The following is a 24281-nucleotide window of genomic DNA, read 5'->3' as shown; positions in this document are numbered from 1 at the left end:
CTTATTCTGCAATCATTTCTTCAGCCAACTTGAGGCCTTCAGGGCGGCCAACGTCACACCAGAGGCCTGGATATTCCACGGCGGTTGCTCGGCCCTCTGGGATCAGCTGATCCCATATCGCATTGAGAGAAAAGGCGCTTTCTGACACCCGATCCAATGTGTCGAGCGATATGATCTGTGCACCGGTATAGACCATGTCTCCGCCGCGTCGGATACAACCCCGCGAGTCTGTCGAAAAATCACCCGAACCCAAGCGTCCAACGGCACGCGCGGTCGGCACACACAGCAACAGTGCATCCATGTCTGCCGGGCGCCATGCGTCGCGGAGCACGCTGAGCGGGTTTGGTCCGCGCCATGCGACATCCGGGTTCAACGTATAGCTGACGGAGGCATCAAGCAGCGCGCGCGCCAGTTTGAGCCCGCCTCCAGTGTCGAGAATCTCCTTGTCCTCATGACTGATGAGCACATCACGGCCCTCAAGGTGACGCTCGAGAACCTCGGCCTTGTAATGCGTGTTGATCACCACCCGTTCGGGATTGAGCGCGAGTGCCAGTGTCAGCGCGTGATCAATCAGCGGGCGTCCGCAAAGTTCGATCATGGGCTTGGGCTTATCGGCCGTAAGCGCCCCCATGCGGGTCCCAAAACCGGCGGCAAAGATCATAACGACATTGGGAGCGGTCATGCGCGTAGCCTTTCTAGGACCTCGGGCGCCGGTGCGGGCAGGGCATTCAGGATCTCTTCTGCCGCGCTCGCAAGGGCAGGGTGGGCCAACCCGCGTTCAAAATGCGCCCAGACCCGGGGCACGAACTCGATGTAGTGACGCTTGCCAAAGCGTTGCGATAGCCGCGCAAAAATCCCGAGAATGCGCATGTTCCTCTGCACTGCGATGACCGCGTAGGCGCTGCGAAAATGGCTCTCATCGACGCCTGTGGCTTGAATATAGTGGTCTATCATCTGTGCTTCGACTTGGGCAGGAACATCGCGGCGCGCATCCTGCAAAAGTGAGACGAGATCATAGGCACGGTGGCCGAGTTTGGCATCCTGAAAATCGATCACTCCGACGCGAGCGAGGCCTTCGCGCTCCGGCAACCACAGCAGGTTTTGGGCGTGAAAGTCGCGGTGGACAAAGACCATATCGCCCTCAAGTTGCGCGCTCAGGATTTGCGCAAACCGGTGTTCAAATCGCTTCCGATTGTCTTCTGCCGCATCTCCGAGGATTGCATAGCGATACTCGCTGAAAGCAAGGCGGGTCATCTCGCTCAGGGTCTCTGGGTCAAGTCGCGCCAGATTCGGAGGTTGCGCGTCGTGCAGATGTATCAGCAGATCTACAGCAGCGCGATAGAGCGGCATTTCCTGCGCCGGGTCGTTGTCAATGACCTCCGTAAACAAGGCGTCGCCCAGGTCCTCAATCAACAGCAAGCCCCTTGCGTGATCCTCGGCATAAATCTCTGGAGCGGAGATATCGAGATTGCGCAGGTATTGGGCGAGATCCACAAACGGTTGCGTGTCGCCGCCTTCCTCTGGGGACCAGTCCATCAAGACCGCCTTGGCCCCAGTTGGAGAGCGCAGCCGCTGGTAGCGACGGCTGGAGGCATCTCCGGCCAGTGGGGTGCGGTTCCAGTCCGCATAGCCATGGGTGGCCAGAAAATCTCTGATTTCGTCCTCGCGAGATGTCATGGCGCAATTCCTTCCAGTCGCGCGTCCCAAGAGGCGTCAGTCCACATGAGTTCGGCCCTCCGGGCGTCGTCATGGTCCTGGTCTAAAGAGAGCTCCATTGTCAGTGCTGACGCGGGGCGCAGATCTTCGAGTTTCTCGGGCCATTCAATCAGGCAGATCGCGTCCTCAAATGCCGCCAAAAGCCCTAGCTCCTCGACCTCATCTACATGCGAGAGCCGGTAGAGATCGGCATGCCAAAGCTCTCCTGTGGCGACATTGTAGACTTGCACCAGCGTGAACGTAGGGGAGGGGACGTCTTCTGGCACCTCCATCAGAGATTGGATCAGGCTGCGGGCGAAATGCGTTTTTCCGGCGCCGATTGGGCCCTGGAGCAAGACAACATCGCCCGGAACGAGGATCCGGGCGATGTGTCGAGCCAATTCTGTGGTTGCGTCGCTGCTGGGCAGCCTGAAAGTCGCAGAGCGTTGTGTCATGGCGCCACAATGACGTTCAGCGCGAGGCTCCGCAAGCGGGTTCAGCTATCCTTGAGGACGGCGAAACGCTCTTGTTCTGGCGGCGCCAGCGGCAGGTCGATCTGGTGGAAACGGACCATGACGGAGCCGTTCTGGAGCGATTGCACGCGGCAGAGCAACTGCTCGCCGTTGCGCATGTCCACGCGAGACCACCAATCTGAACGATCGCTGGTGCCACCGGCGACAAAGTCGCGCACTTCACCCCAGGTCGGGGTTGGACCCGAGAGCTCCTGCCAGGTGCGGCAGGCATCGGTGATGGTGATTTTGGCAAAGCTCGCGTCGGGGTCGGTTTTCCACATCGTGTGGTACGCGGTGTTGGAATAGACCATGCTACCGTCGGCGCCGAAGACCGCAAAAGCGTCGTCGATATGATCGAGGATCGACTGGCCCAGTTCCAGTTCAGAGCGGAACTGACGGGTCAGAGTGATTTCGGCGGTGATGTCTTCAAACAGAAACGCGATGGCCCCATCAGGATGTGGACGGCCTGAGACCGAATAGACCGACCCGGAGGGCAAAGACCATGTTTCCTGATAGCGGCCCTCGGCGGCAGCCTCCAGGAGATCCGCCATCTGGTGACGCCAGCTCGAGTAGTTCTTTGGTTCCGGCATCATGCGTTGGTCGCGCAGGCGGTCAAAGAAGGACATCATATTGGGGCGCGAGCTCAGAAAACTTGCCGGCAGAGCGGTAAGGTCGATCAGAACGGGGTTGAATAGGACCAGTTGGCGATTGCGGTCAAAGATCGCAAGGCCGATGGAAAGTTGCGCAAAGGTTTTTGCCAGCGTCTGCACAAAGTTGCGTTGCGCGATCTCAGCATCCACCACGGCGTTGACGTCCATGGCATGACAGAGCCAACCGGCTTCGGTCTCGGTGGTGGAGACATTATACCAGAGCTTCTTGTCGGTTTCCGGCAGCTCGATGGAGATCCGTTCCGCGCGACCGCTGTTCATCGGCGCGTCGAGGTTTGGAAACAGAGGTGCAGAGGTATCATTGCCGCGGCCACGGATTTTCTGGTTCAGACGATCGTAGGCAAGGTTGGTCCAGGTGACGCGGGCATCATCGGATTGCAGCCAAACGGGGTAGGGGGCCTGATGCACGGCTGCACGCAGGGTGGTCAGTTCCTGATCATCGCCGACGTGGCCGATGTCCGAGGCGGCGCGGCGCAGCTGAATACGGGTAACGCCGTCGATCCATTCGCAATGGGCCTCGCGGTTGTCTGCCTCTGCAGTGCCAGATAGTGTCAGGGAGCCGACATCGCGCAGGAAACCGGGTGACTGCGGTAGGCCCGGGTAGGAGCGCGACAGCTTGTCCCGCAGCTTGCCCCAACTGAAATCTTCGGCATTGTCATCGAGGAACTTGCGCGCGCCCGACGACCAGGCAATCAGCGTCTGGTCGTCAAACAGGAAAACCGCATCCGTGCGGCCATCGGCGATCAGCAATTCGTGCTCCATCCCCTTGGCCTCGGCCTTGGGGTTCAGAAACCAGACCGCAACCGCTGCGCTGGCGATGCAGAGGGTCACCAGAATGAACCACTCGACGGACATCAATTCTTGCATGGACACAGCCTCGCTATTTCTCCTTGCGTTGAGTTTCCATCACAATGGTTAAGTGAAGTTTAACTGGTTTCCCAAAAGTGAATAGTTAAAACTGTATCGGAATATTTTCTCCGGTCGGCACAGGGGTGTCACCGCTTACGGCATCGATCTTGCGCCGGGGCCATGTCACGATCACCAGAGCGCCCCTTTGTGCCGGCGAGAGGTCCTGCGTCATGGCGACATCACGACCGTTCAGGAATTTCAGCCGCGCCCCTGTGCGCTCCAGCAGGGTCTTGGCGATAAACAGGCCAAGCCCCATGCCTTCGTACTCCGGGCGGTTGCCGCGCTCTGCGTGGGGGGCGCGGCGGCGCATGAAAGGGTCCCCCAAACGCCCGATCAAATGTCCCGGGAACCCGTTGCCATCATCGCTGATCCGCACGGTGATGGTCTCTGCGCTCCAGTGCAGTTCGATCCAGACTTTTGACTGCGCAAAATCAACGGCGTTTTGTACGAGGTTGCGCAGCCCGTGAATGATCTCGGGTTTGCGCAGAACACTTGGCTGGTTCAGAGCGTCACCCTCGGCGGGGTGCTCGCTCAGTCGGATTTCCTTGCCACGCTCAAAATGTGGTTCGGCCGCTTCATGTACCAGTGCTGACAGAGGCGTCTGGCGCAGGTGCAGGTCATCCTTGCCTGCCCGTCCCATGCTGCGCAGGATATCGCGGCAGCGGTCGGCCTGTTCGCGGATGAGGCGCGCGTCGTCTTGTAGTTCCGGATTTTGGTCCAGCTCTTCGATAAGTTCTGAACTCGTGAGCTTAATAGTGGCCAAAGGGGTGCCCAACTCATGCGCGGCGGCGGCAACGACTCCACCGAGGTCTGTCAGTTTCTGCTCGCGAGAGAGTGCCAGCTGCGTCGCGGCAAGCGCATCGGACATGGAGCGAATTTCTGCACTGATGCGATAGGAATAGGCCCCCATGAACAGGATCGCGATGACCAAAGCACACCAGTGACCAAACACAAAAAGCACGGGCATCTTCAGGATTTCACCTGCGGCTGTTTGAAGCGGCACATGCCACGGAACCAATAGCGTCACGAGAATGACGGCGCTTGTCCCGATAATCAGCGTCGAGCGCAATCGCATCACCGAGGCGGAGACGGTCACAGGCCCCAGCACCAGAAGGGCAAATGGATTGTTGAGCCCTCCGGTCATGTACAGCAGAAAGCACAGCTGCAGCAGATCAAAGAGAACCATGAGGAAGTTTTGAAACTCCGTCAGGCGCTTGTTTTCAGGAAAAACGATCCATGCCACCAGGTTGGCCAGGGCGGAAACGCCGATTGCAAGATAGCAAGGCCAGAGCGAAAGCTGCAGGTCATATTGGGTCTGGGCAACACCAATTGCGGTGGCCTGGCCAATGATTGCAACCCAGCGCAAAACGATCAGAGTACGCAGGCGCACCCAGTGGCTGCGTTTCTGGCCGCTCATCAACCCAAGGGTGGTCTCGCTCATGTGACGTTTGCTCCCGTTGCATCACCGGTAATTGTTGATAGGTCTAGCGCCAACCGGGATCAACAGAGGTGCGACTTCCCTGCGCCTCGACCCGTTCAGGTCTGTGAGGAAACGAGACATGATGAGAAACATCGCAATTCTGGCGTTTGCCTGTGTCGCGGCTCTTTTGGGCGGCGTTTGGTATTTGACCCTGCGGGGCGGCGCATCTGACGATGCATTTGCGCAGTGCCGGGCCAGTGCTGTTGCAGGCAGCAGCGCGGCGATCGGGGGGCCGTTCGAGCTGGTGAACGCCAAAGGTGAGACCGTGACCGACAAGGATGTGATCACCGAGCCTTCTATTCTGTATTTTGGCTACACGTTCTGCCCTGATGTTTGTCCGCTGGACACCGCACGTAACGCCGAGGCCGTGGATGTGCTGGAGGATCGGGGCTATTCGACGACCCCGGTGTTCATTTCGATCGATCCCAAACGCGACACCCCCGAAGTGGTCGGAGACTTTGCCTTTAACCTGCACGAAAAGATGATCGGTCTCACCGGATCCCCCGAGCAGGTCAAGGCCGCAAGCCAGGCTTACAAGACCTATTACAAAGCGCAGGAAGGGGACGAGGACTACTATCTCGTAGATCACACCACCATGTCCTACCTCGTGTTGCCCGAACACGGTTTTGTGGACTTTTTCCGCCGGGACGTGTCGCCAGAGCAGATGGCGGACCGTGTCGCCTGTTTTATCGACAACAGCTGAGATCTGGCAGAGGTTTGACGTTTCCGTCACGGGGCGTATATCTCTGAACACAAATGCGCTTGACGCTGGAAGGAAAGTGAATGGCCGAAGCAGTTCAGTCCGAGATCGGACCTGATCCCTCGCTCCTCTTGGTGGATGACGATGAACCGTTTCTGCGCCGCCTCGCAAAAGCAATGGAGAAACGCGGCTTCGAAGTGGAGACAGCCGATTGCGTTGCTGCGGGTCAGGCAATTGTCTCGGCACGTCCGCCAGCATATGCGGTTGTGGATCTGCGGCTTGAGGATGGCAATGGGCTCGATGTCGTCGAGGTCCTGCGGGAAAAACGCCCTGACAGCCGCATCGTCGTCCTGACCGGGTATGGCGCCATCGCAACGGCGGTTGCTGCAGTCAAGATTGGTGCGACCGATTATCTGTCGAAGCCCGCGGATGCGACGGACATTACCAATGCTCTTCTGGCTGGTGATGACGCATTGCCCCCGCCCCCTGAAAACCCGATGAGCGCTGATCGTGTCCGCTGGGAACATATCCAGCGCGTGTATGAGCTCTGCGATCGTAACGTGTCGGAAACAGCGCGGCGTTTGAATATGCACCGTCGGACCTTGCAACGCATCCTAGCCAAGCGCAGCCCAAGGTAAGCCACCGGATGTGCGCAACTGAACACCCGGCACCGACCACGCCTCCCTCGCCGGAGGGCGGCTGGTCGGAAAGCATCTCGGTGCTGCGCAATGTGACGGTGGTGCCTCCGGTCGAGAGCAACCTCGTGCAGGCCGCAGGTCTTTTGCGCGAGGACGGCAGCTATTGTGCTGAGGGTGCCTTGTGGCGCAGGCATCGACCCATCACGACAGAACCTCCAAAACCCTCGGAGTTTGCGGAAAAAATCTCTGGACGTTGGCTGTGGGGTGGCGTGCTATGGGCGCATTTCGGGCACTTTCTGGTCGAAAGCACCGCCCGTCTCTGGGCGCTGTCAGAACTGGATGCGCCGGTGGATGGGGTGTTGTTCATTCCAAAACGCCCCGCCGTCAGAGACCAAGTACGCGGGTTTCAGGCCGAATTCGTCGATCTCATGCAGAGGGACCTGCCAATCCGCGTTGCAGCGGATCCGTCTCTGGTTGAGGAACTTGTGATCCCCGGGCAGGGGTTTGGCCTTGGGAGGATTACCGAGGCAACGCCCAAGTACCGCAACGCGATCCATGCCCGTTTTGCGCGCGACATCAAACCCGAGGGGCCGGAGAAGATCTACATCTCACGCTCCAAGCTGGGGCTCGGCAAGGGCGGGCTGTTGGGCGAAGAGCAGATGGAAGCCTTCCTCGCGGCGGAGGGCTACGAGATTTTCCACCCACAGGAACATACCCTGTCGGAGCAGCTGGCGCGCTACAAGGCGGCGCGCAAGGTGATCGCGGCTGATGGTTCCGCGCTGCATCTTTATGCAATGGTGGGGCGGCCCGATCAGAAGGTTGCGATGGTTCTGCGGCGCAAATCCACCGCGCATACGCTGTTGACCGACAACGTACGTTACTTCTGCAAGTGCGACCCCTTGGTGATTGGTGCACTACGCACGGAATGGGTGCCCAAGAACAATCAACGCTCCAGCCGTCTGAGCTTTGGAGAACTGGATCATTCTGTTATCGGCCGGGCGCTCCACGAGGCAGGCTTTATTTCGGGTGGGAAAAACTGGCCGGTGCTAGATGACGCCGCGCGCAATCAGGTGCTCAAAGACAAAGGCATCAAAAGCGATCGCTTTGTCGAGTCCCCCGCGTTTCGCAAGGCGCGCGAGGAAAAGGAACGGGCGGAGCGTCGCGCCCGTCGCGCAGCAAGACACGCCCGCAGGCAGGCTCGCGCCGCTGCGCAAAACGACGGCTGAGTTTACAACAGCTTCAGCAAGGCTTCGTGGCGACTGACAAAATCCCGGCGCACCTCCACAGGCGGGCGCAAATGGATATCAAGCCCTTCGATCAAGTCTGGATTGGGTCTGCCAAAGAACTTTGTCGCCTCGGCTTCGGAAAACCCCGCGATCTGAACTGCTTCCATCCATGCTGAGACTTTGTCCGCGCGTTTGATTTGCGCTTTCACAGTCTTGGGAAGCGAAGCGGGCAGGCCAAAGCGGATGTGGATCGCGGAAGTCAGGCGGTCATCAAGCTCCCCGTAGCCCGGGCCAACAGCGGCTTTTACAGGAGAGATCATATCGCCGATCACATACTCTGGCGCGTCATGCAGGAGGGCTGCGAGCTTCCACTTGGTCAGGGCTTTGGGAAACAAGCGACCGTGCAGTTCCTCAACAAGCAGCGAGTGCTCTGCCACTGAATAGGCAAAATCGCCTCGCGTCTGCCCGTTCCAGCGCGCCACAAAGGCCAGCCCATGCGCAATGTCCTCAATTTCAATGTCAACTGGCGTGGGATCCAGCAAATCAAGACGTCGCCCGGAAAGCATACGTTGCCAGGCGCGGTGGGATTTTGCAGGCATGATCTGGTCCATGGTTGTCTTGCTGGGCTCTAGCTACTCTTCCTGCCGTGTGGTTGCAAACCTGCAGTCCAAGGTAGAGGTAGGTCCTGATGCAGCTCGCTAGCCCCGGATGCAGAGTTTGAGCTTTCAAGGTCAGGCAAGCCAAAAAACCAACGGCGAAAGCTGCGCGATGATCCACCGGGGTGTAGGTCCCCCAGCCCCATCTTCGTTGCTTATCAACCTTTGCGGTGTTACCTCCACACCCAAGAATCCTGTGGAAATCTCAAACGGAGCAAAAAATGGCCGGAGACTATATCGTCAAGGACATCTCGCTGGCGGGCTTTGGCCGCAAAGAGCTGGACATTGCAGAAACTGAAATGCCGGGCCTGATGGCGCTGCGCAAGGAATATGGTGAAGAAAAGCCGCTGAAAGGCTCCCGTATCGTTGGCTCGCTGCACATGACGATTCAGACGGCCGTCCTGATTGAGACGCTGGTGGCGCTGGGCGCAGATGTGCGCTGGGCATCCTGCAATATCTTCTCGACCCAAGACCACGCAGCCGCGGTGATCGCCGAGGCAGGTATTCCGGTCTTTGCAATCAAAGGCCAGAGCCTTGAAGAGCATTGGGACTACCTCGACAGGTCTTTCCAATTCCCCGAAGGCCCGAACCTGATCCTCGATGATGGCGGCGACGCGACGCTCTATATCCTGCTGGGCGCACGGGCAGAGGCCGGAGAAGACATCATTTCGGTTCCCACTTCCGAAGAAGAAGAAGTCATCAAGGCGCAGATCAAAAAGCGGATGGAGCAGTCTCCGGGCTGGTTCACCAAGATGCGCGACCAGATCAAAGGCGTTTCCGAGGAGACAACCACCGGCGTTCACCGTCTTTACGAGCTTGTCAAACAGGGCCAACTTCCCTTCCCGGCGATCAACGTAAACGACTCCGTTACCAAGTCGAAATTTGACAACAAATACGGCTGTAAAGAGAGCCTCGTGGACGGTATCCGTCGCGCCACCGATACCATGATGGCGGGCAAGGTTGCCGTTGTCTGTGGTTACGGCGACGTGGGCAAAGGCTCTGCGGCGTCGCTCAGCGGTGCTGGTGCACGCGTGAAAGTAACCGAAGCAGATCCGATCTGTGCCCTTCAGGCGGCCATGGACGGTTACGAGGTGGTACTCTTGGAGGAGGCGCTGGACGCCGACATCTTCATCACCACAACCGGCAACAAAGACATCCTGCGCATCGAGCATATGCGCGAGATGAAGGATATGGCCATCGTCGGCAACATCGGTCACTTCGACAATGAAATTCAGGTCGCAAACCTGAAGAACCACAAGTGGACCAACATTAAAGATCAGGTGGATATGGTAGAGATGCCCTCGGGCAATCGGATCATTCTCCTCTCTGAGGGGCGTCTGCTGAACCTCGGGAATGCAACCGGGCATCCGTCGTTTGTGATGTCTGCATCCTTCACCAATCAGGTGCTGGCGCAGATCGAGCTTTGGACCCGTGGCGATCAATACGACAACAAGGTCTATATTCTGCCCAAGCACCTCGACGAGAAAGTGGCAGCCCTCCATCTGGAGCGCGTCGGTGCAAAGCTGACCAAGCTGACACCCGAACAAGCGGCTTACATCGGTGTGAAGCCCGAAGGTCCGTTCAAGCCGGAGCACTATCGTTACTGATCGTGTCTCATTTGATGATTTGGAAAATCCCGGCCTGTGTGCCGGGTTTTTTCTTGGCAACGGCTTGAGGATAATTTGTCGAGATGCGCTCTCGTGACGTGAGCCGGAGCTCATTTTTGATGTTTTGGGCGCAGAAATACCCTTTGTCGCATGTCAAAACCTGCCTACCGTAAAAATTCAGTAATGTTGAATGTAAGAACGCGTCCAGAATGGGAGAGTGAAGCGATGGGCAAACGAGATGAGCTGATTGCGCAATATGCGGCTGATCTGAAGAACAAATGTGGCGTGACGCCAGACATGGATCTTTTGACCAAGGTGACAATCGGTTGTGGTCCGGCGATCTACAATGCGGACGCCTCCACCGTTGCCGCCAGTCAACCCGAAGAGCTGGAAACCGTGAAGAACAACTTCTTGATCAAGAAGCTGGGTCTAAGCGATGGGCCAGAGCTGATGGAGGCGATCAACCTGGTTGTGGAGACCTACGGAAAATCTGAACGCAATAAGTATCGCGCCGTGGTGTACTACATGCTGACCAAGCATTTTGGAAAAGAATCGGTCTACAGGTGAACAAAGCGCAGCTACGTACTTCGCTTGCGTTTTAAAAAGATTTTAAAATCATGAGCGTTGCCAGTGTGGCCGTCGATTGGATACACAAAGGTAAGCGCAACTATTGCGAGTATCACTATCACTGGCGATCACTTTGGGAGTGGGCGTTGAGTGGGAAAAGGCCGCGGCATCAGCAGCGGCCTTTTGCTTTGGTACAACACTCAGAGTCATATCAGCGCCAGAACCGCTCCCATGATGCTGCAGGCGAGGCTTGCATATCCACCGTCGATAATGGTCAGCTGACGTGGCCTCATGCCGTAGAGATTGTTAAGCGCGATCCAGGGGGTGATGAAGAACAGCCCCACGCCCATTCCAGCGAGAAGCCCCGCACCGAGTGTTTCAATCCCAGAGAGGCTGAAGACATGGCGCATCATGCCCGCAACAACCAGTTGGCAAAGGAAGGCAAAGGCAAAAACACTTGGATTCTGGCCGCCTTTGGGTTTGCCGTTTTCATCTCGTTCGACGCCTGACGCTGCCATCCAAGGCTCAGCCAGCGCACCATAATAGGCCGCGCCCGCAACAAAGGCCGCGATGGTTGCAGCTATTACGCTGAGAATTTCCATGCCATTCCTCCCAGACATCTGTCAGAGTCAGCATGCCGGTTTTGCTCACCGGGTCAATCTGCAGGTGTATCCCCCATCTTGCAGATCTCTTGCCACTCCGCATCTGTCACCGGTTGCACCGAGAGCCTAGAGTTTTTGACAAGAACCATGTTCTCAAGCATCGGGTTCGACTTGATCTGATCAAGGGAGACCGGTTTTACAAACGGGCGAATGGCTTTGATGTCCACGCAGTCCCAACGCGGATCATCTGTTGTGCTGTCCGGATGGGATTCGGCGCAGACCTCGACAATGCCAACCACGGATTTTTCTTTCAAAGAGTGATAGAAGAATCCGCGGTCGCCCAGTTTCATCTCCCGCATGAAGTTGCGGGCCTGGTAGTTGCGCACGCCGTCCCATTCCTCACCAGCTTCCCCTTTGGCGACTTGATCGTCCCAGCCCCAGGTGTTTGGTTCGGATTTGAACAGCCAATACGCCATCAGCCGATCACCTTCTTCCAGGTGATAAGTTCAACGGCCTCAAAGAGTCCGGCCTTGTTGTAGGGGTCGTTTGCGGCCCAGGCTTCACCGGCGGCCATGTCCTCCACGTCGAGGATCACCAGAGAGCCAACCATCTCGCCGTTTTGGTCCAAAAGCGGGCCCGCCTGCGCAACAACGCCGGTCTCTTCGATATAGGCGAGATGCGCCGCACGATTGTCGAGGCGCGTCTGCAGATGGTCGGGTTTGTCGCGGGCAATCAATGCAATGAGCATTTTATTCCTCTTTTAATGGCCTTTTAAGCAATTGATCCGCCGCGTCGGAGATCGTCAACCTTTGATCCAACAAATTGGTTACCGTTTGCGTGATCGGCATCTCCAATCCCATCTCTTGGGCCGTTTTGGCGGTGGCACGTGCCGTTGCTGCGCCCTCCACCGTAATAGAGGGATCAAAGGCCTCTCCACGGCCGAGGCTCAGACCGAGGCGAAAATTGCGCGACAGTTCCGAACCGCATGTGAGGGTGAGGTCACCAAACCCCGAAAGCCCTGCCAGCGTTTCCGGCCGGGCACCGCGGGCCAGTGCCAAGCGCTGCATCTCTGCATAGCCACGTGTCATGAGCGCCGCGCGGGCACTGTCACCGAGCCTTGCGCCGATCACTGCTCCGCAGGCGATGGCGATGACGTTCTTCAGTGCGCCGCCGATCTCCGCTCCGGTCAGGTCGGTGGTGCGATAGAGGCGCAGGTTATCGGTGGACAAGGTGGCTTGCAGGGCTTTCCCGGTCTCATCCGGATCGCAGGCCAGCGTCAATGCGGTTGGCAGGCCGAGGGCAATGTCTGCCGCGAAACTTGGGCCCGTCAGCAGGGCTGCAGTTGCTTCAGGCACCGTGTCGCGCAGAACCGCCACCGGGCCAAGACCACTGTCGAGCTCGATGCCTTTGCAGCAGGCTACCAGAGTCTTGCCGGAAAGCGCTGCTTGATGCGCGGTCAGGAAACCGCGCATTTTTTGCATCGGAACAGCAAGCAGGATCACGTCATGGGCGCCAAGACAGGCAATATCCGACGTGACGGCCAGAGCATCGGGCAAGGGCGCGCCCGGCAGGCGACGGGTGTTTTCACGCGTGCTGCGTATCTCGTCTGCATGGTCTTTGCTGCGGCACCAGAGCGTTGTCGGCGCCTTGCGCGCGAGGGAAATGGCCAATGCCGTGCCAAAAGCGCCCGCGCCGAGGACCGCGACGCTCATGCCTTGGCCCCTTTCTTGCCGCTGCCGATCAGCGCTGGGCTGGTTTTATCCAGCGGCCAGCGCGGACGTGCCGAAAGCGACATGCCATCACGCGCTCCGGTTTTGTAGCGCTCCAGTCCTGCATAGGCGATCATCGCTGCGTTATCGGTGCAAAGCGCCAAAGGGGGTGCGAGAAAATCAGTCTCTAACTCACCGCATAGAGCCATCAATCCGTTCCGGATTTCAGTATTGGCAGCGACACCTCCGGCCACGGCCAACGTGGGGTACTGGGGCTTATCCTCGAGATAGAGCCGGAGGGCGCGACGGGTTTTTTCCACAAGTGTGTCAACGATTGCCGCCTGAAAACCAGCACAGAGATCGGCGCGATCCTGACGTGTCAGGCCTCCCTTTTCTGCGATGATCTGGTCCCGCATTCGCATCAAGGCGGTTTTCAACCCCGAAAAAGACAGGTTGCAATCAGGGCGATCAAGCAGAGGGCGTGGAAAGCGGAACCGCTCCGGATCGCCATGCTCTGCCTCCGCCTGTACAGACGGTCCTCCGGGTTGTGGCAACCCAAGAAGTCGCGCGGTCTTGTCAAAGGCTTCGCCGGGTGCATCGTCTATTGTGCCGCCAAGGCGCGAGAACGTCTCTGGCCCGCGTGCGATCAGATATTGGCAATGGCCACCTGACACCAGCAGCATCAAGTAGGGATAGGTGATATCGTCAGTCAGGCGCGGCGTCAGAGCATGCCCGGCAAGGTGATTCACTCCGATCAGTGGCAGTCCGGTGGCAGCAGAGATCCCTTTTGCGCACATCACGCCAGACATCACGCCCCCGATCAGCCCTGGGCCTGCGGTGACGGCGATGGCATCCAGGTCGCCTAGGGTGAGGCCGGCCTCGGCGAGAGCGTCGCGCACGCAACTGTCGAGTTTTTCAGCATGGGCGCGCGCGGCGATCTCGGGCACCACGCCGCCATACGCGCTGTGAAGCTCGGTCTGGCCGAACACGATCGACGACAGGATTTCCGCCTTGGCGCCTGTCGTCTGTCGTACAACGGCGGCTGCTGTGTCGTCGCAACTGCTTTCCAGTCCAAGAAGTGTGAGCGTCTGAGTCATGGCCCTACCGTTGCATCCTTTGTACTGCGCAGCTACCACCATGAGGTGAGGCAAACAATCCCGGGAGCGCCGAGGTGAACAGGAAGGGCCTATCTCTGTTGATGACCCGCCCGCTTTCCGCGGCGCAGCGGTTTGTCGATCTGCTACCATCTGAGATGTGTCGTGAGCTGCCGATTATCTATTCGCCGTTGATGGAGATCGCGCCGCTGCAAGGCCTCATCGACCTTGGCGGCATTGATGCGGTGATCTTCACCTCGGGTGAGGGCGTGCGGGTCGCGTCAGCGGCGCAACCTCTGCGTCTCAGGGCCTATTGCGTTGGGGAACGCACTGCCAGCGCCGCGTGCGAGGCAGGCTGGTCGGCGCAATATGTGGGCGATACGGCCGACACTTTGGTGGAGGCCCTGTTGGCGTCCCGGCCATCTGGCAAATTGCTGCATCTGCACGGCGAGTACACCCGTGGCGCGGTTGCCGAGCGTCTCAGCGAAGGCGGTGTGTCCTGCAGTGGGCAAGCGATATACCGTCAGGCTTTATGCCCTCTGAGTGCTGAGGCAGAGGCTGCGCTGACGGCGCAGATCCCCTTGATCGTGCCGCTTTTTTCACCGCGCACCGCTGCCCATTTTGACAGCCTGTGTCCAGAAAAGGCGCATTTGTCATTGATTGCAATGAGTGACGCTGTGGCAGAGGCGATGCCGCGCTTGCAAAGTCGCGTGCGACACGTAAGTAAGTTCCCAACGGCCGAGGCGATGGCGGAACTGGTCTGTGATGTCGCAGCAGCCTTGCTTCGGGTTGAGACCAAGCCGCCCGAGGACTAGGGTCTGTCCTTAGGGTGTTGAGTACGTTTGGGAATCGGGGGAGGCCAAAGTGGCAGTCGACAAGAAAACTGAGAACGCGGCGAAACCGGACCCAGAGGACGTCAAAGAAACCGAGGTGGTCGATCAGCCACAGGAGCCGGACGCCGTTGCCTCGGATCTAGAGGCAAATCACGGCGAGACAGCGGAGCTTGACCCATCTGAGGGGCCCGAACAGGCTGTTTCCGAGACCGAGACCGAGACCGAGACCGAGACCGAGACCGAGACCGAGACCGAGACCGAGACCGAGACCGAGACCGAGACCGAGACCGAGACCGAGACCGAGACCGAGACCGAGACCGGAGAGCAGGAGAGCCAAACACCGCCTGCACCGGTGATCGAAGAACGCATCATTGAGAAGCGTGGTGGTTTTGGATCCGCGGTTCTGGGCGGCGTGGTTGCGGCATTGATCGGCTTTGTCGCTGGTAAAGGTGGTGTTCTTGATAATTTCCTGCCGCCATCGTGGCGCGATAGTAGTGTTGACATCGCGCCTTTGCGTACGGCTCAGGCTGAACTGCAATCGCAGGTGACGGATCTGCGAGGGAGTGTCGCTGAGATCGAAATACCTGATCTTGGGCCTCTCACGACCCGCCTGAAGGATCTTGAAGAGGCGCAATCTCAGTTCAATCAGCCCAGCTCTGACACAAGCGAGGAGCTGGCCCAAGCACTGCAACGCCTCACGGATCGCGTTGCAGCGCTGGAGGCGCGTCCCATCACCGAAGGCGCCCCCGCTGATGCCGTGGAGGCCTTCGAAGCAGAACTGCAGCGCGTGCGAGAGAGCCTCAGCACCCAGCAGGCCGAAGTGGAGCGGATGGTGTCCAAAGCCCAGGAGATGGAGCGCGCGAGTTCAGAGGCTGCCAGGATTGCCGCCGCACAATCCGTGGTGTCACGACTGCGCTCAGCCCTGGATGCAGGCGCGCCCTATGCTGATCTGCTTTCGGAGTTGCGCAGCCTTGGCGTTGAGGCGCCCGAGGCGATCACACGCGCTGCCGATACCGGCGTTGCGACGCTGACGGGGTTGCGCGATGGGTTTGCCCCGGCGGCTCGGGCTGCATTGGCTGCCGCGCGTGAAGAAACCAAGGGCAGCGGTGGCCTCATGGCCTACGTAAACCGCCACCTCGGAGCGCGTTCTGTTCAGCCGCGTGACGGGGATGATCCCGACGCGATCCTGTCACGTGCCGGTGCCGCTGTGGATGGCGGAGATATTGCCGCCGCTCTCGAGGAACTCGCCGCTCTGCCCGATAGTGCAAAGGCAGAACTTGAGGCCTGGCAGATCGCGGCCCGCACCCGTCTAGAAGCCGAAGCCGCCACCGACGCGCTGTCGCAAAGCCTGAACGCCAATTAAGGACGTCGCCATGCTCTGGTCATTGTTGAAGATTCTCGTATTTGTCGCGATCGTTGCGCTTCTGGCCTTCGGTGCGGGTGTCCTGATGGAAACCGCCGGTGGCGTGCAGATCACCGTTGCTGGCACCGAATATACACTTGGTGCGCTTCAGTCGGTGATGGCGCTTCTGGCGCTCATGCTCCTGACGTGGTTGTTCTTTAAGCTTCTATCGCTGCTTCTTGCGACGCTGCGGTTCCTGAATGGCGATGAAACCGCTTTGTCGCGGTACTTTGACAAGGGGCGCGAGCGGCGCGGGTATCAGGCGCTTTCGGATAGTCTCATGGCACTGGCAGTGGGCGAAGGTCGCACGGCGCTGACCAAGGCCGCAAAGGCGGAGCGCTATCTGCAGGACCCGGCGCTGACCGATCTCGTGGTGGCGCAAGCTGCCGAGATGGCAGGTGACACCCACAAGGCTGCAGAGGCTTATAAGCGCCTGCTTTCAGACCAGTCGACCCGCTTTGTCGGTGTGCGCGGGATCATGAAACAGAAACTGTCCGAGGGTGACACCGAGACGGCTCGGCAGCTGGCTGAAAAGGCGCTCGCCCTGCGTCCCAAGCACGAAGAAGTACAAGATACGCTCCTGAAGCTCCAAGCTCAGGCCGAGGATTGGGCAGGGGCGCGTCAGACTTTGGCGACAAAACTCAAGACTGGAACCCTGCCGCGTGAGGTGTTCAAGCGCCGGGATGCGGTGCTGGCCCTGTCGTCCTCCAAGGCGCTCTTGGCCGAAGAAGCCACTCCCGAGCAGCAGGAGCAGGCGATCGAGGCGAACCGCCTGTCGCCCGACCTGGTTCCGGCGGCTGCGCTTGCGGCCCGCAGCTATATCGCCAAGGGCAAGCCTCGCAATGCGGTGCGTATCCTCAAGAAAGCATGGGAAGCACAGCCGCATCCGGATCTCGCCCACGCCTTTGCCGAAATCGAGCCCAACGAGACGGCTGAAGCGCGCGTGAAGCGGTTCGAACCGCTGTTGCGGCTGAAGCCAGATCACGATGAAACCCGATTGGTGCGGGCTGAGTTGCTGATCGTGGCCGAGGATTTCCCCGAAGCCCGCCGCGCGCTGGGCGACCTCGTGGATCGCGCACCAGATGCGCGTGCGCTGACCTTGATGGCGGCCATTGAGAAAGGCGAGGGCGGTCCGGATGCGATGGTTCAAGGTTGGCTTACCAAGGCCCTTACCGCTCCGCGTGGACCGCAGTGGGTCTGTGAAAGCTGCAACCACATTCACGCAGAGTGGGCGCCGACCTGTGAAAACTGCGCCAGCTTTGACACGTTGACCTGGAAACGCCCCGAAACACCGGAGTATCATTCGGCAACAGGCGCTGCGATGCTCCCCTTGTTGGCGGGACGCCAAGAGGACAGCGGCACAGGTGCCCTCACCATCATTGATCCCGAGCCCAGCGATGTTCGTGAGGATGGAGACCAAACTCAGCGCACGGATAACCCTGACGACAAACGCTGATCTCTGGGGAGCCACAAGCGGCCGTGGTCCGGTCGCTTGTGGAGAGACCTGTTGACGCTTCGGGCCGGTTTGAGGTTCAGATTGCGGGGATGCATGTCTGGCACCCTGAGAAATCTTGCGATCCCTGTCTAAGCGTCTGAACTGGGGAAAAAGAAATGGTGCCTCAAGAGGGACTCGAACCCCCGACCTTGTCCTTACGAAGGACCTGCTCTACCAGCTGAGCTATTGAGGCGAAGCGCTGCCGGGGATACCCTCATCCCGTGGATCAATCAAGGATGAATTGCGCGCGCGGCGTGGTTTCAGAAGTCCAGATCGGCGTAGTGCGAAGGGGGGCGGAACCCCGGAACCTGATCGGCCAGAATGGAGCGGAACGCGGGCCTCGATTTAATTTTCGCGTACCAATCCTTCACCACTGCAGAGCGGTTCCAATCCACATCTGAGATATAGTCCAGAGAAGACAGATGTGCTGCGGCGGCAAAATCTGCAAGCGTCATCGAATCCCCTGCAAGCCAGCGGCGGTGGTCCAGCAGCCAGGACAGGTAATCGATGTGGTATTTGATCGCCTTCGCCCCTGATTTCACGTTGCCGCTGTCAGGATATCCCTCGCCAGTCATCTTTTTGTTGACGCGCTCGTAGAGCAGCTTTGAGGTGACTTCATGGTGAAACTTGTCGTCAAACCAGCTCACCAGACGGCGCACTTCCAGCCGTTCGGCTGGCTTCTTCGGCATCAGGGATGGGTCTGGGCGAGTTTCTTCGATATATTCACAGATCGCCGCGCTTTCTGCCATGAGAATGCCATCGAGGCGCAAGACAGGGACCTTTGCGGCTGGGTTGCGGCGCAAAAAGTCCGCATCCTGCTCCCAGTAGCGCTCCTCTACAAGCTCCACCTCAATCTTCTTCTCCGCCAGAGACAGGCGCACTTTGCGACAGAAGGGCGACAGGGGGACATGATAGAGACGAGCCATGGGCGTCCTCGGTTCTCCGGGTGTTGTGATATCGTGGTGCACCAGCAATGCCTTGCCGGAGCAGAAACTTCAATGCTCGAAACAGGCAGAGCGTCCGTCGCGTTCAATTGTGGCGGCTCCATCCATGATCTGCCGCGCTCTTTTGCGCATGAAATTGCCGGGATCGGCGGCGGAGCGCTCCTTTGGGTTGGGCAAAAGGGCTGCGATCAGGGCGGCTTGCGGTGCGCTGAGCTGATCTGGGCCCACGCCAAAATAATGCCGCGCGGCTGCATCGGCGCCAAAGATGCCCTCGCCCATCTCGGCGACGTTCAGGTAGACCTCGACGATGCGTTCCTTGCTCCAGGTGGCTTCGACGACCGGCGTGATGAAGGTCTCGAGCGCCTTGCGAAACCAGCTGCGCCCCTGCCAGAGAAAGACGTTCTTCACCACCTGTTGCGTCAGGGTGGAGGCACCGCGATTGGCGCCCGATTCCAGCGCGCTGCGAATCGCATGAACGTCAAAACCCCAGTGTTCGCAGAATCTTGCATCCTCTGCGGCGACCACTGAACGGGCCAAGTGGGGCGAGATATGCTCGATCGGCACCCATTCACGATCCACATCGCCCAAGCGGCGTTTCTCAACCCAAATCGTATGCGTGATCGGGGGATTCACGACAGAGTAGAGCAGGATCAGCGCCAAGAAGGCCGCAAGGCCGCCAAAGACGACCCGCAACACCGAACGGCGCAGTCGCCGATACAGCGCACGCGGCGAAAAGCGCGCGAGCCCGGATGGAGATTTCGGTGCTGATTTCTTTTTGCGTGCAGCCTTTGCCATGCCCCTCTATAGGCCGGAGCACCCCGGCTCTCCAACAGGGAAAAGCATGATGCAGCGCCTTCGTGCTCAGCAAAAAAAAGCCCCACAGAAATGATCTGCGGGGCTCAGGGAATAAGACGTTCATCTTATTCGCGGGGATTATGAATTATTCAGCCGGGATCGCCGAGGTCTCGACCGAAATGGGGTGCGGCAGCTTGTTCAGCATTTCCTTTGGGCAGACCTGAAGGAAATGGGTTTTTTCGCTGTCCCAGTGCTGCAGGATTTCGGCAGCCTTGCGGCTTCCGGTTTCTGCGACATGGCGTTCGATCAGATCTTTGAGCTGCGCTTCCCAATGGTCCACTGTCACCGGGCAGGTGACGATGCTTTCCATGTTCATCAGGGTCTCGGCATTGCCATCAGGATCATAGAGATAGGCCATCCCGCCAGTCATCCCGGCACCGAAGTTTGCTCCGATGCTGCCGAGGATCACCGCGACACCGCCGGTCATATATTCACAGCCGTTGGTGCCGCAGCCCTCGATGACGACCTTGGCGCCGGAGTTGCGCACCGCAAAGCGTTCACCAGCGCGGCCCGCTGCAAAGAGGTAACCATCGGTCGCACCATAAAGCACGGTATTTCCGACGATGGTGTTTTCAGCGGCGTTGAGCGGCGATGCCATCGGCGGACGTACCACGATCGTGCCGCCCGAGAGGCCTTTACCGACATAGTCGTTGGCATCGCCTGAAACTTCGAGTTTCAAGCCAGGTGCCGCAAAGGCGCCGAGCGACTGACCTGCCGAACCCTGAAGTTTCACGGTCAGGTGGTCCGGCTGCAGCGTGTTGCGCATGCCAAAGTTCTGCACGATATGGCTCGAGGTGCGCGTGCCCACGGTGCGATGTGTGTTCTGCACCGCGTAAGAGAGCTGCATTTTCTCACCGTCCTTCAGGAACCGGGCAGCGTCACGCACAATCTCGGCATCCAGCGTGTCCGGCACCGCGTTGCGATCTTTGTCGCGATTGTAAACGATGCTGGCGGAGCCATCGACGGTGATCAGGAGCGGGTTCAGGTCGAGGTCATCAAGGTGGGCGGAGCCACGCGATACCTGCGCCAGAAGATCCGCGCGACCGATCACCTCATCGAGGCTGCGTGCCCCGATGGAAGCAAGGATCTCGCGCACTTCCTGTGCGTAGAAGGTGATGAGGTTCACGACTTTGTCGGCGTTGCCGGTGAACTTGCCACGCAGGGCCTCGTCCTGAGTGCAGACGCCCACCGGGCAGGTGTTCGACTGGCATTGGCGCACCATGATACAGCCCATGGCGATCAGTGCGGCGGTGCCAATGCCGTATTCCTCGGCCCCCATCATCGCGGCCATGACGATGTCACGTCCGGTCCGCAGGCCGCCGTCGGTCCGCAGGGTGACGCGGTCGCGCAGATTGTTCATCGCCAGAACCTGATGCGCCTCGGTCAGACCCATCTCCCATGGCAGACCGCAGTATTTGATCGAGGTCGCGGGAGAGGCCCCGGTGCCGCCGTTGTGGCCCGAGATCAGGATGATGTCGGCTTTGGCCTTGGCAACGCCCGCGGCAATGGTGCCAACACCAGAAGAGGCCACCAGCTTCACCGTCACTTTGCAGCGCGGGTTGATCTGCTTCAGGTCGTAGATGAGCTGCGCCAGATCCTCGATCGAGTAGATATCGTGGTGCGGCGGCGGGGAAATCAGGGTCACGCCCTTGGTCGAATGGCGCAGGCGCGCAATCAGGTCGGTGACTTTCATGCCCGGCAACTGGCCACCCTCGCCGGGCTTTGCACCCTGCGCGACCTTGATCTCCAGCTCTTCGCATTGGTTCAGGTATTCGGCGGTCACACCAAACCGGCCCGACGCCACCTGCTTGATCTTCGCAGAGGGGTTGTCGCCGTTGGGCTCTGGCACGAAATGCGCCGGATCTTCACCGCCTTCGCCAGAGTCGGATTTGGCACCGATCCGGTTCATCGCCACGTTCAGCGTCTTATGTGCCTCCGGAGAGAGCGCACCCAGAGACATGCCCGGTGTCACAAAGCGCTTGCGGATTGCGGTGATGCTTTCCACCTCCTCGAGCGGGACAGGTTTGCCGAGCGGCTTGATGTCCAGAAGGTCGCGCAAATGGATCGGCGGGTTCGATTGCATCTTGGCCGAATACTGCTTCCACAGCTCGAACGAGGCCTTGTTGCAGGCCATCTGCATCATATGCATCGAGGTTGCTTCCCAGGCGTGGGTCTCGCCGGACTTGCGCGCCTTGTAGAAGCCACCGATGGGCAGCACGTTTTCCTGAGTGTTCCAGCCTTTTGCGTGGATTTCTTCGGCCTTCACCTGAATGCCGTGCACACCGATGCCGGAGATCCGCGAGGTCATGCCGGGGAAGTACTCGGCGACCATCGCGCGTGAGAGGCCAACAGCCTCAAAGTTCAGACCCCCGCGATAGGAGGAAATCACCGAGATCCCCATCTTCGCCATGATTTTCAGCAGACCTTGGTCAATCGCCTCGCGGTAACGCGCGACGTTTTCGGTGAGGCTGCCGTCGAGAAGGCCGCGCTCGATACGGTCTGCGAGCGAATCTTCGGCCAGGTAGGCGTTCACCACCGTTGCGCCACAGCCGATCAGCACTGCAAAGTAATGGGGGTCGATACATTCGGCAGAACGCACGTTCAGCGAGCAGAAGGTCCGAAGGCCCTGGCGGGTCAGATGCGAGTGCACCGCAGATGTCGCGAGGATCATCGGCATCGCAACTTTGTCCGCGCCGGAGTGCTGGTCGGTCAAAACGATGTGACCTGCGCCAGAGCGCACGGCTTCTTCGGCTTCGGCACGAATGCGGGCCAGAGCTGCGTTCAGGGCGCCCCGACCGGGGGCAAAGCTGCAGTCGATTTCGGCCAGTTTGGACCCAAGGTTCTCGACCAGCTTATCCCATTGGGAATTGCCGACGAAGGGGCTCTCGAGGACAACGATTTCGGTCTGGGAGCTATCCTCATCCAGCACGTTCTTGAGGTTCCCGAACCGGGTTTTGAGGCTCATGACGCGGAATTCGCGCAAGCTGTCGATCGGCGGGTTGGTCACCTGGCTGAAGTTCTGGCGGAAGAAATGGCTCAGCGGGCGATACTGTTTGGACAGAACCGCAGAGGGCGTGTCATCGCCCATGGAAGCAAGGCTTTCTTTGCCGTCCTCGGCCATGGGCGCAAGGATCTGCTCCAGTTCTTCAATGGTGTAGCCAGCGGCGACCTGACGGCGGCGCAGTTCTTCACCGGAAAACAGCGGCGTTTCCTGCACGCCACCCAGAACCTCATCGAGATCGGTGACCTTCTCAACCCACTCGCCAAAGGGCAGGGCGCGGGCGAGTTTGTCCTTGATTTCGACGTCGTGATATAGCTGGCCTTTGGCCATATCCACGGCCAGCATCTGACCCGGACCTAGCGCGCCTTTTTCCACAACGGAGGCTTCGTCGATCGGAACCATACCGGCCTCTGAACCCGCGATCACCAGACCATCGCCAGTCACCACATAGCGCATCGGGCGCAGGCCGTTGCGATCAAGACCTGCACACACCCAGCGACCGTCGGTCATCGCAAGTGCGGCCGGACCATCCCAGGGCTCCATCACGGCGTTGCAATAGGAGTACATGTCGCGCCAGGCCTGCGGCAGTTCCTCGGCCTGTTTGGACCAGCTCTCCGGCACCAGCATGGTTTTCGCCATCGGTGCGGAGCGACCTGCGCGCACCAGAACCTCGAACACCGAATCCAGCGCGGCAGAGTCGGAGGACCCCGACGCCACGATGGGTTTGATGTCTTCGGCGTGGTCGCCAAAGGTCGAAGAGGCCATGCGGATTTCATGGCTCTTCATCCAGTTGACGTTGCCCTTGAGGGTGTTGATTTCGCCGTTGTGCGCCAGCATGCGGAACGGTTGCGCCAGCCACCACTGCGGGAAGGTGTTGGTCGAGTACCGCTGGTGATAGATCGCAAAGGCGCTCTCAAAGCGCTCATCCATCAGGTCGGGATAGAAAACCGCGACCTGTTCGGCGAGCATCATGCCTTTGTAGATAATCGACCGGCAGGAGAGCGACGCAATATAGAGTCCACCCACTTGTGCGGCGGCGGCGGCTTTCTCGATCCGGCGACGGATCACATAGAGCTCGCGCTCGAAGGTTTCCTCATCCACGCCCTTGGAGTTGGAGATCAAGATCTGCTCGATCTCTGGGCGGGTCGCATTTGCTTTTTCTCCGAGACAGGTCACATCCACCGGCACATGACGCCAGCCGTAGATGTAGTAGCCCATGCGAAGGACTTCGGTTTCGACGATAGTCCGGCAGGTCTCCTGCGCGCCAAAGTCGGTACGGGGTAGGAATACCTGACCCACCGCCAGGAGTTCATCCTCGCGAGGATTGTGGCCAGTGCGTTTGACTTGATCCCAGAAGAAGGGAACCGGGATCTGAACGTGGATCCCTGCGCCATCGCCGGTTTTGCCGTCTGCATCCACAGCACCACGGTGCCAGATTGCCTTGAGCGCGTCGATGCCTGCATCAACCACTTTGCGGCTCTTGGAACCATCCACGGAGACCACGAGACCCACACCGCAGGAAGAGTGCTCTTCCTCCTCGGCGTAGAGACCGTTTTCAGCCATCCACTTGCGCTTTGCTTCTTCGGCGCGCACCCAGTTCTCATCATATTTTGTCATGTTCATTCTCCTCTGCCTGGCGGTGGCGCCGCGCCTTGTGTCAGGGGCGCCGGACCGCTTGGGAAACCTGT

At 59.2% G+C, this 24281-nt stretch carries 22 protein-coding genes and 1 tRNA gene; 8 read left to right on the top strand and 15 right to left on the bottom strand.

Annotated features, from left to right (window positions below; all coding sequences use genetic code 11):
- Nucleotide 1: 1 nt before the first annotated feature.
- From ACZ1HH_RS13505 to regB, 5 genes are all read right to left on the bottom strand, one after another.
- A complete protein-coding gene (locus tag ACZ1HH_RS13505; RefSeq protein ID WP_472636887.1) occupies nt 2-682 on the bottom strand; it encodes a nucleotidyltransferase family protein in 681 nt (226 codons plus the stop codon).
- Nucleotides 679-1677 carry an aminoglycoside phosphotransferase family protein gene (locus ACZ1HH_RS13500; RefSeq protein WP_472636886.1) on the bottom strand — a complete coding sequence of 333 codons (999 nt, stop codon included), beginning with the start codon at nt 1675-1677 and terminating at the stop codon, nt 679-681. The genes ACZ1HH_RS13505 and ACZ1HH_RS13500 overlap by 4 nt, the downstream gene beginning before the upstream one ends.
- A complete protein-coding gene (gene tsaE, locus ACZ1HH_RS13495; protein ID WP_416369307.1) occupies nt 1674-2150 on the bottom strand; it encodes a tRNA (adenosine(37)-N6)-threonylcarbamoyltransferase complex ATPase subunit type 1 TsaE in 477 nt (158 codons plus the stop codon). Before tsaE ends, ACZ1HH_RS13500 begins: the two co-directional genes overlap by 4 nt.
- A 41-nt stretch (nt 2151-2191) precedes the next feature.
- Nucleotides 2192-3742 (bottom strand): PAS-domain containing protein, encoded by a 1551-nt coding sequence (locus ACZ1HH_RS13490; RefSeq protein ID WP_472636885.1) that lies wholly within the window; start codon nt 3740-3742, stop codon nt 2192-2194.
- 85 nt (nt 3743-3827) lie between these two features.
- Nucleotides 3828-5225 carry a sensor histidine kinase RegB gene (gene regB / locus ACZ1HH_RS13485; protein WP_472636884.1) on the bottom strand — a complete coding sequence of 466 codons (1398 nt, stop codon included), beginning with the start codon at nt 5223-5225 and terminating at the stop codon, nt 3828-3830.
- 118 nt (nt 5226-5343) lie between these two features.
- Here regB and ACZ1HH_RS13480 point away from each other — a divergent pair, with 118 nt between their 5' ends.
- From ACZ1HH_RS13480 to ACZ1HH_RS13470, 3 genes are all read left to right on the top strand, one after another.
- Nucleotides 5344-5967, top strand: a complete 624-nt coding sequence (locus tag ACZ1HH_RS13480) for an SCO family protein (RefSeq protein ID WP_472636883.1) — start codon at nt 5344-5346, stop codon at nt 5965-5967.
- Nucleotides 5968-6047: 80 nt separating this feature from the next.
- A complete protein-coding gene (locus ACZ1HH_RS13475; RefSeq protein ID WP_472636882.1) occupies nt 6048-6602 on the top strand; it encodes an ActR/PrrA/RegA family redox response regulator transcription factor in 555 nt (184 codons plus the stop codon).
- Nucleotides 6603-6610: 8 nt separating this feature from the next.
- A complete protein-coding gene (locus ACZ1HH_RS13470; protein ID WP_011540151.1) occupies nt 6611-7828 on the top strand; it encodes a glycosyltransferase family 61 protein in 1218 nt (405 codons plus the stop codon).
- Between the two features lie 2 nt (nt 7829-7830).
- Here the strand turns inward: ACZ1HH_RS13470 and ACZ1HH_RS13465 are convergent, their stop codons facing one another.
- Entirely contained in the window at nt 7831-8439 is a 609-nt protein-coding gene (locus ACZ1HH_RS13465; protein ID WP_472636881.1) for an HD domain-containing protein, read from the bottom strand.
- A 266-nt stretch (nt 8440-8705) separates the two neighbouring features.
- On the opposite strand from ACZ1HH_RS13465, the gene ahcY reads away from it, so the two are divergent.
- Nucleotides 8706-10091: an adenosylhomocysteinase gene (gene ahcY, locus ACZ1HH_RS13460; RefSeq protein WP_011540149.1), complete on the top strand. Its 1386-nt coding sequence runs from the start codon at nt 8706-8708 to the stop codon at nt 10089-10091.
- 225 nt (nt 10092-10316) lie between these two features.
- Complete coding sequence (locus ACZ1HH_RS13455) at nt 10317-10658, top strand: DUF2853 family protein (protein ID WP_472636880.1); 342 nt, start codon at nt 10317-10319, stop codon at nt 10656-10658.
- A 206-nt stretch (nt 10659-10864) separates the two neighbouring features.
- Here the strand turns inward: ACZ1HH_RS13455 and ACZ1HH_RS13450 are convergent, their stop codons facing one another.
- The 5 genes from ACZ1HH_RS13450 to tsaD are packed head-to-tail and all read right to left on the bottom strand — an operon-like array spanning nt 10865 to nt 14066.
- Entirely contained in the window at nt 10865-11260 is a 396-nt protein-coding gene (locus ACZ1HH_RS13450) for a DUF1761 domain-containing protein (RefSeq protein ID WP_011540147.1), read from the bottom strand.
- 53 nt (nt 11261-11313) lie between these two features.
- On the bottom strand, nt 11314-11736 hold the full coding sequence (locus ACZ1HH_RS13445) for an EVE domain-containing protein (protein WP_472636879.1): 423 nt from the start codon (nt 11734-11736) through the stop codon (nt 11314-11316).
- Nucleotides 11736-12008: a YciI family protein gene (locus ACZ1HH_RS13440; RefSeq protein WP_011540145.1), complete on the bottom strand. Its 273-nt coding sequence runs from the start codon at nt 12006-12008 to the stop codon at nt 11736-11738. The genes ACZ1HH_RS13445 and ACZ1HH_RS13440 overlap by 1 nt, the downstream gene beginning before the upstream one ends.
- A gap of 1 nt (nt 12009) precedes the next feature.
- On the bottom strand, nt 12010-12972 hold the full coding sequence (locus ACZ1HH_RS13435) for an NAD(P)H-dependent glycerol-3-phosphate dehydrogenase (protein ID WP_472636878.1): 963 nt from the start codon (nt 12970-12972) through the stop codon (nt 12010-12012).
- Nucleotides 12969-14066, bottom strand: coding sequence for a tRNA (adenosine(37)-N6)-threonylcarbamoyltransferase complex transferase subunit TsaD (tsaD, locus tag ACZ1HH_RS13430; protein ID WP_472636877.1), 1098 nt, complete (start codon nt 14064-14066; stop codon nt 12969-12971). Before tsaD ends, ACZ1HH_RS13435 begins: the two co-directional genes overlap by 4 nt.
- A gap of 101 nt (nt 14067-14167) precedes the next feature.
- Here tsaD and ACZ1HH_RS13425 point away from each other — a divergent pair, with 101 nt between their 5' ends.
- The 3 genes from ACZ1HH_RS13425 to ACZ1HH_RS13415 are packed head-to-tail and all read left to right on the top strand — an operon-like array spanning nt 14168 to nt 17754.
- Nucleotides 14168-14878: a uroporphyrinogen-III synthase gene (locus ACZ1HH_RS13425; RefSeq protein WP_472636876.1), complete on the top strand. Its 711-nt coding sequence runs from the start codon at nt 14168-14170 to the stop codon at nt 14876-14878.
- Between the two features lie 49 nt (nt 14879-14927).
- On the top strand, nt 14928-16259 hold the full coding sequence (locus ACZ1HH_RS13420; protein WP_472636875.1) for a COG4223 family protein: 1332 nt from the start codon (nt 14928-14930) through the stop codon (nt 16257-16259).
- A gap of 10 nt (nt 16260-16269) precedes the next feature.
- Nucleotides 16270-17754 (top strand): heme biosynthesis protein HemY, encoded by a 1485-nt coding sequence (locus ACZ1HH_RS13415; RefSeq protein ID WP_472636874.1) that lies wholly within the window; start codon nt 16270-16272, stop codon nt 17752-17754.
- A gap of 156 nt (nt 17755-17910) precedes the next feature.
- Here ACZ1HH_RS13415 and ACZ1HH_RS13410 read toward each other — a convergent pair.
- From ACZ1HH_RS13410 to gltB, 4 genes are all read right to left on the bottom strand, one after another.
- A tRNA-Thr gene (locus ACZ1HH_RS13410) sits at nt 17911-17986 on the bottom strand.
- Between the two features lie 67 nt (nt 17987-18053).
- Nucleotides 18054-18719, bottom strand: coding sequence for an FtsZ-binding protein FzlA (fzlA, locus tag ACZ1HH_RS13405; protein ID WP_011540139.1), 666 nt, complete (start codon nt 18717-18719; stop codon nt 18054-18056).
- 69 nt (nt 18720-18788) lie between these two features.
- Nucleotides 18789-19532, bottom strand: coding sequence for a monofunctional biosynthetic peptidoglycan transglycosylase (mtgA, locus tag ACZ1HH_RS13400; protein WP_472636873.1), 744 nt, complete (start codon nt 19530-19532; stop codon nt 18789-18791).
- 145 nt (nt 19533-19677) lie between these two features.
- Nucleotides 19678-24210, bottom strand: a complete 4533-nt coding sequence (gltB, locus tag ACZ1HH_RS13395) for a glutamate synthase large subunit (RefSeq protein WP_011540137.1) — start codon at nt 24208-24210, stop codon at nt 19678-19680.
- Nucleotides 24211-24281: the final 71 nt, after the last annotated feature.

Source organism: Epibacterium sp. HA2-3 (genome assembly GCF_055693725.2).
Note: the sequence above shows the minus strand (reverse complement) of the source record. Positions and strands in the feature narration are given on the sequence as shown.

Excerpts from the sequence above, each read along its gene's own strand:
- ACZ1HH_RS13480 (WP_472636883.1), top strand. The coding sequence starts at position 5,344 with ATGATGAGAAACATCGCAATTCTGGCGTTTGCCTGTGTCGCGGCTCTT.
- ACZ1HH_RS13450 (WP_011540147.1), bottom strand. The coding sequence starts at position 11,260 with ATGGAAATTCTCAGCGTAATAGCTGCAACCATCGCGGCCTTTGTTGCG.
- ACZ1HH_RS13440 (WP_011540145.1), bottom strand. The coding sequence starts at position 12,008 with ATGCTCATTGCATTGATTGCCCGCGACAAACCCGACCATCTGCAGACG.
- ACZ1HH_RS13415 (WP_472636874.1), top strand. The coding sequence starts at position 16,270 with ATGCTCTGGTCATTGTTGAAGATTCTCGTATTTGTCGCGATCGTTGCG.
- mtgA (WP_472636873.1), bottom strand. The coding sequence starts at position 19,532 with ATGGCAAAGGCTGCACGCAAAAAGAAATCAGCACCGAAATCTCCATCC.
- ahcY (WP_011540149.1), top strand. The coding sequence starts at position 8,706 with ATGGCCGGAGACTATATCGTCAAGGACATCTCGCTGGCGGGCTTTGGC.
- ACZ1HH_RS13455 (WP_472636880.1), top strand. The coding sequence starts at position 10,317 with ATGGGCAAACGAGATGAGCTGATTGCGCAATATGCGGCTGATCTGAAG.
- ACZ1HH_RS13435 (WP_472636878.1), bottom strand. The coding sequence starts at position 12,972 with ATGAGCGTCGCGGTCCTCGGCGCGGGCGCTTTTGGCACGGCATTGGCC.
- ACZ1HH_RS13505 (WP_472636887.1), bottom strand. The coding sequence starts at position 682 with ATGACCGCTCCCAATGTCGTTATGATCTTTGCCGCCGGTTTTGGGACC.
- ACZ1HH_RS13500 (WP_472636886.1), bottom strand. The coding sequence starts at position 1,677 with ATGACATCTCGCGAGGACGAAATCAGAGATTTTCTGGCCACCCATGGC.
- ACZ1HH_RS13475 (WP_472636882.1), top strand. The coding sequence starts at position 6,048 with ATGGCCGAAGCAGTTCAGTCCGAGATCGGACCTGATCCCTCGCTCCTC.
- gltB (WP_011540137.1), bottom strand. The coding sequence starts at position 24,210 with ATGACAAAATATGATGAGAACTGGGTGCGCGCCGAAGAAGCAAAGCGC.
- ACZ1HH_RS13465 (WP_472636881.1), bottom strand. The coding sequence starts at position 8,439 with ATGGACCAGATCATGCCTGCAAAATCCCACCGCGCCTGGCAACGTATG.
- tsaE (WP_416369307.1), bottom strand. The coding sequence starts at position 2,150 with ATGACACAACGCTCTGCGACTTTCAGGCTGCCCAGCAGCGACGCAACC.
- ACZ1HH_RS13470 (WP_011540151.1), top strand. The coding sequence starts at position 6,611 with ATGTGCGCAACTGAACACCCGGCACCGACCACGCCTCCCTCGCCGGAG.
- regB (WP_472636884.1), bottom strand. The coding sequence starts at position 5,225 with ATGAGCGAGACCACCCTTGGGTTGATGAGCGGCCAGAAACGCAGCCAC.
- ACZ1HH_RS13490 (WP_472636885.1), bottom strand. The coding sequence starts at position 3,742 with ATGCAAGAATTGATGTCCGTCGAGTGGTTCATTCTGGTGACCCTCTGC.
- ACZ1HH_RS13445 (WP_472636879.1), bottom strand. The coding sequence starts at position 11,736 with ATGGCGTATTGGCTGTTCAAATCCGAACCAAACACCTGGGGCTGGGAC.
- tsaD (WP_472636877.1), bottom strand. The coding sequence starts at position 14,066 with ATGACTCAGACGCTCACACTTCTTGGACTGGAAAGCAGTTGCGACGAC.
- fzlA (WP_011540139.1), bottom strand. The coding sequence starts at position 18,719 with ATGGCTCGTCTCTATCATGTCCCCCTGTCGCCCTTCTGTCGCAAAGTG.
- ACZ1HH_RS13425 (WP_472636876.1), top strand. The coding sequence starts at position 14,168 with ATGACCCGCCCGCTTTCCGCGGCGCAGCGGTTTGTCGATCTGCTACCA.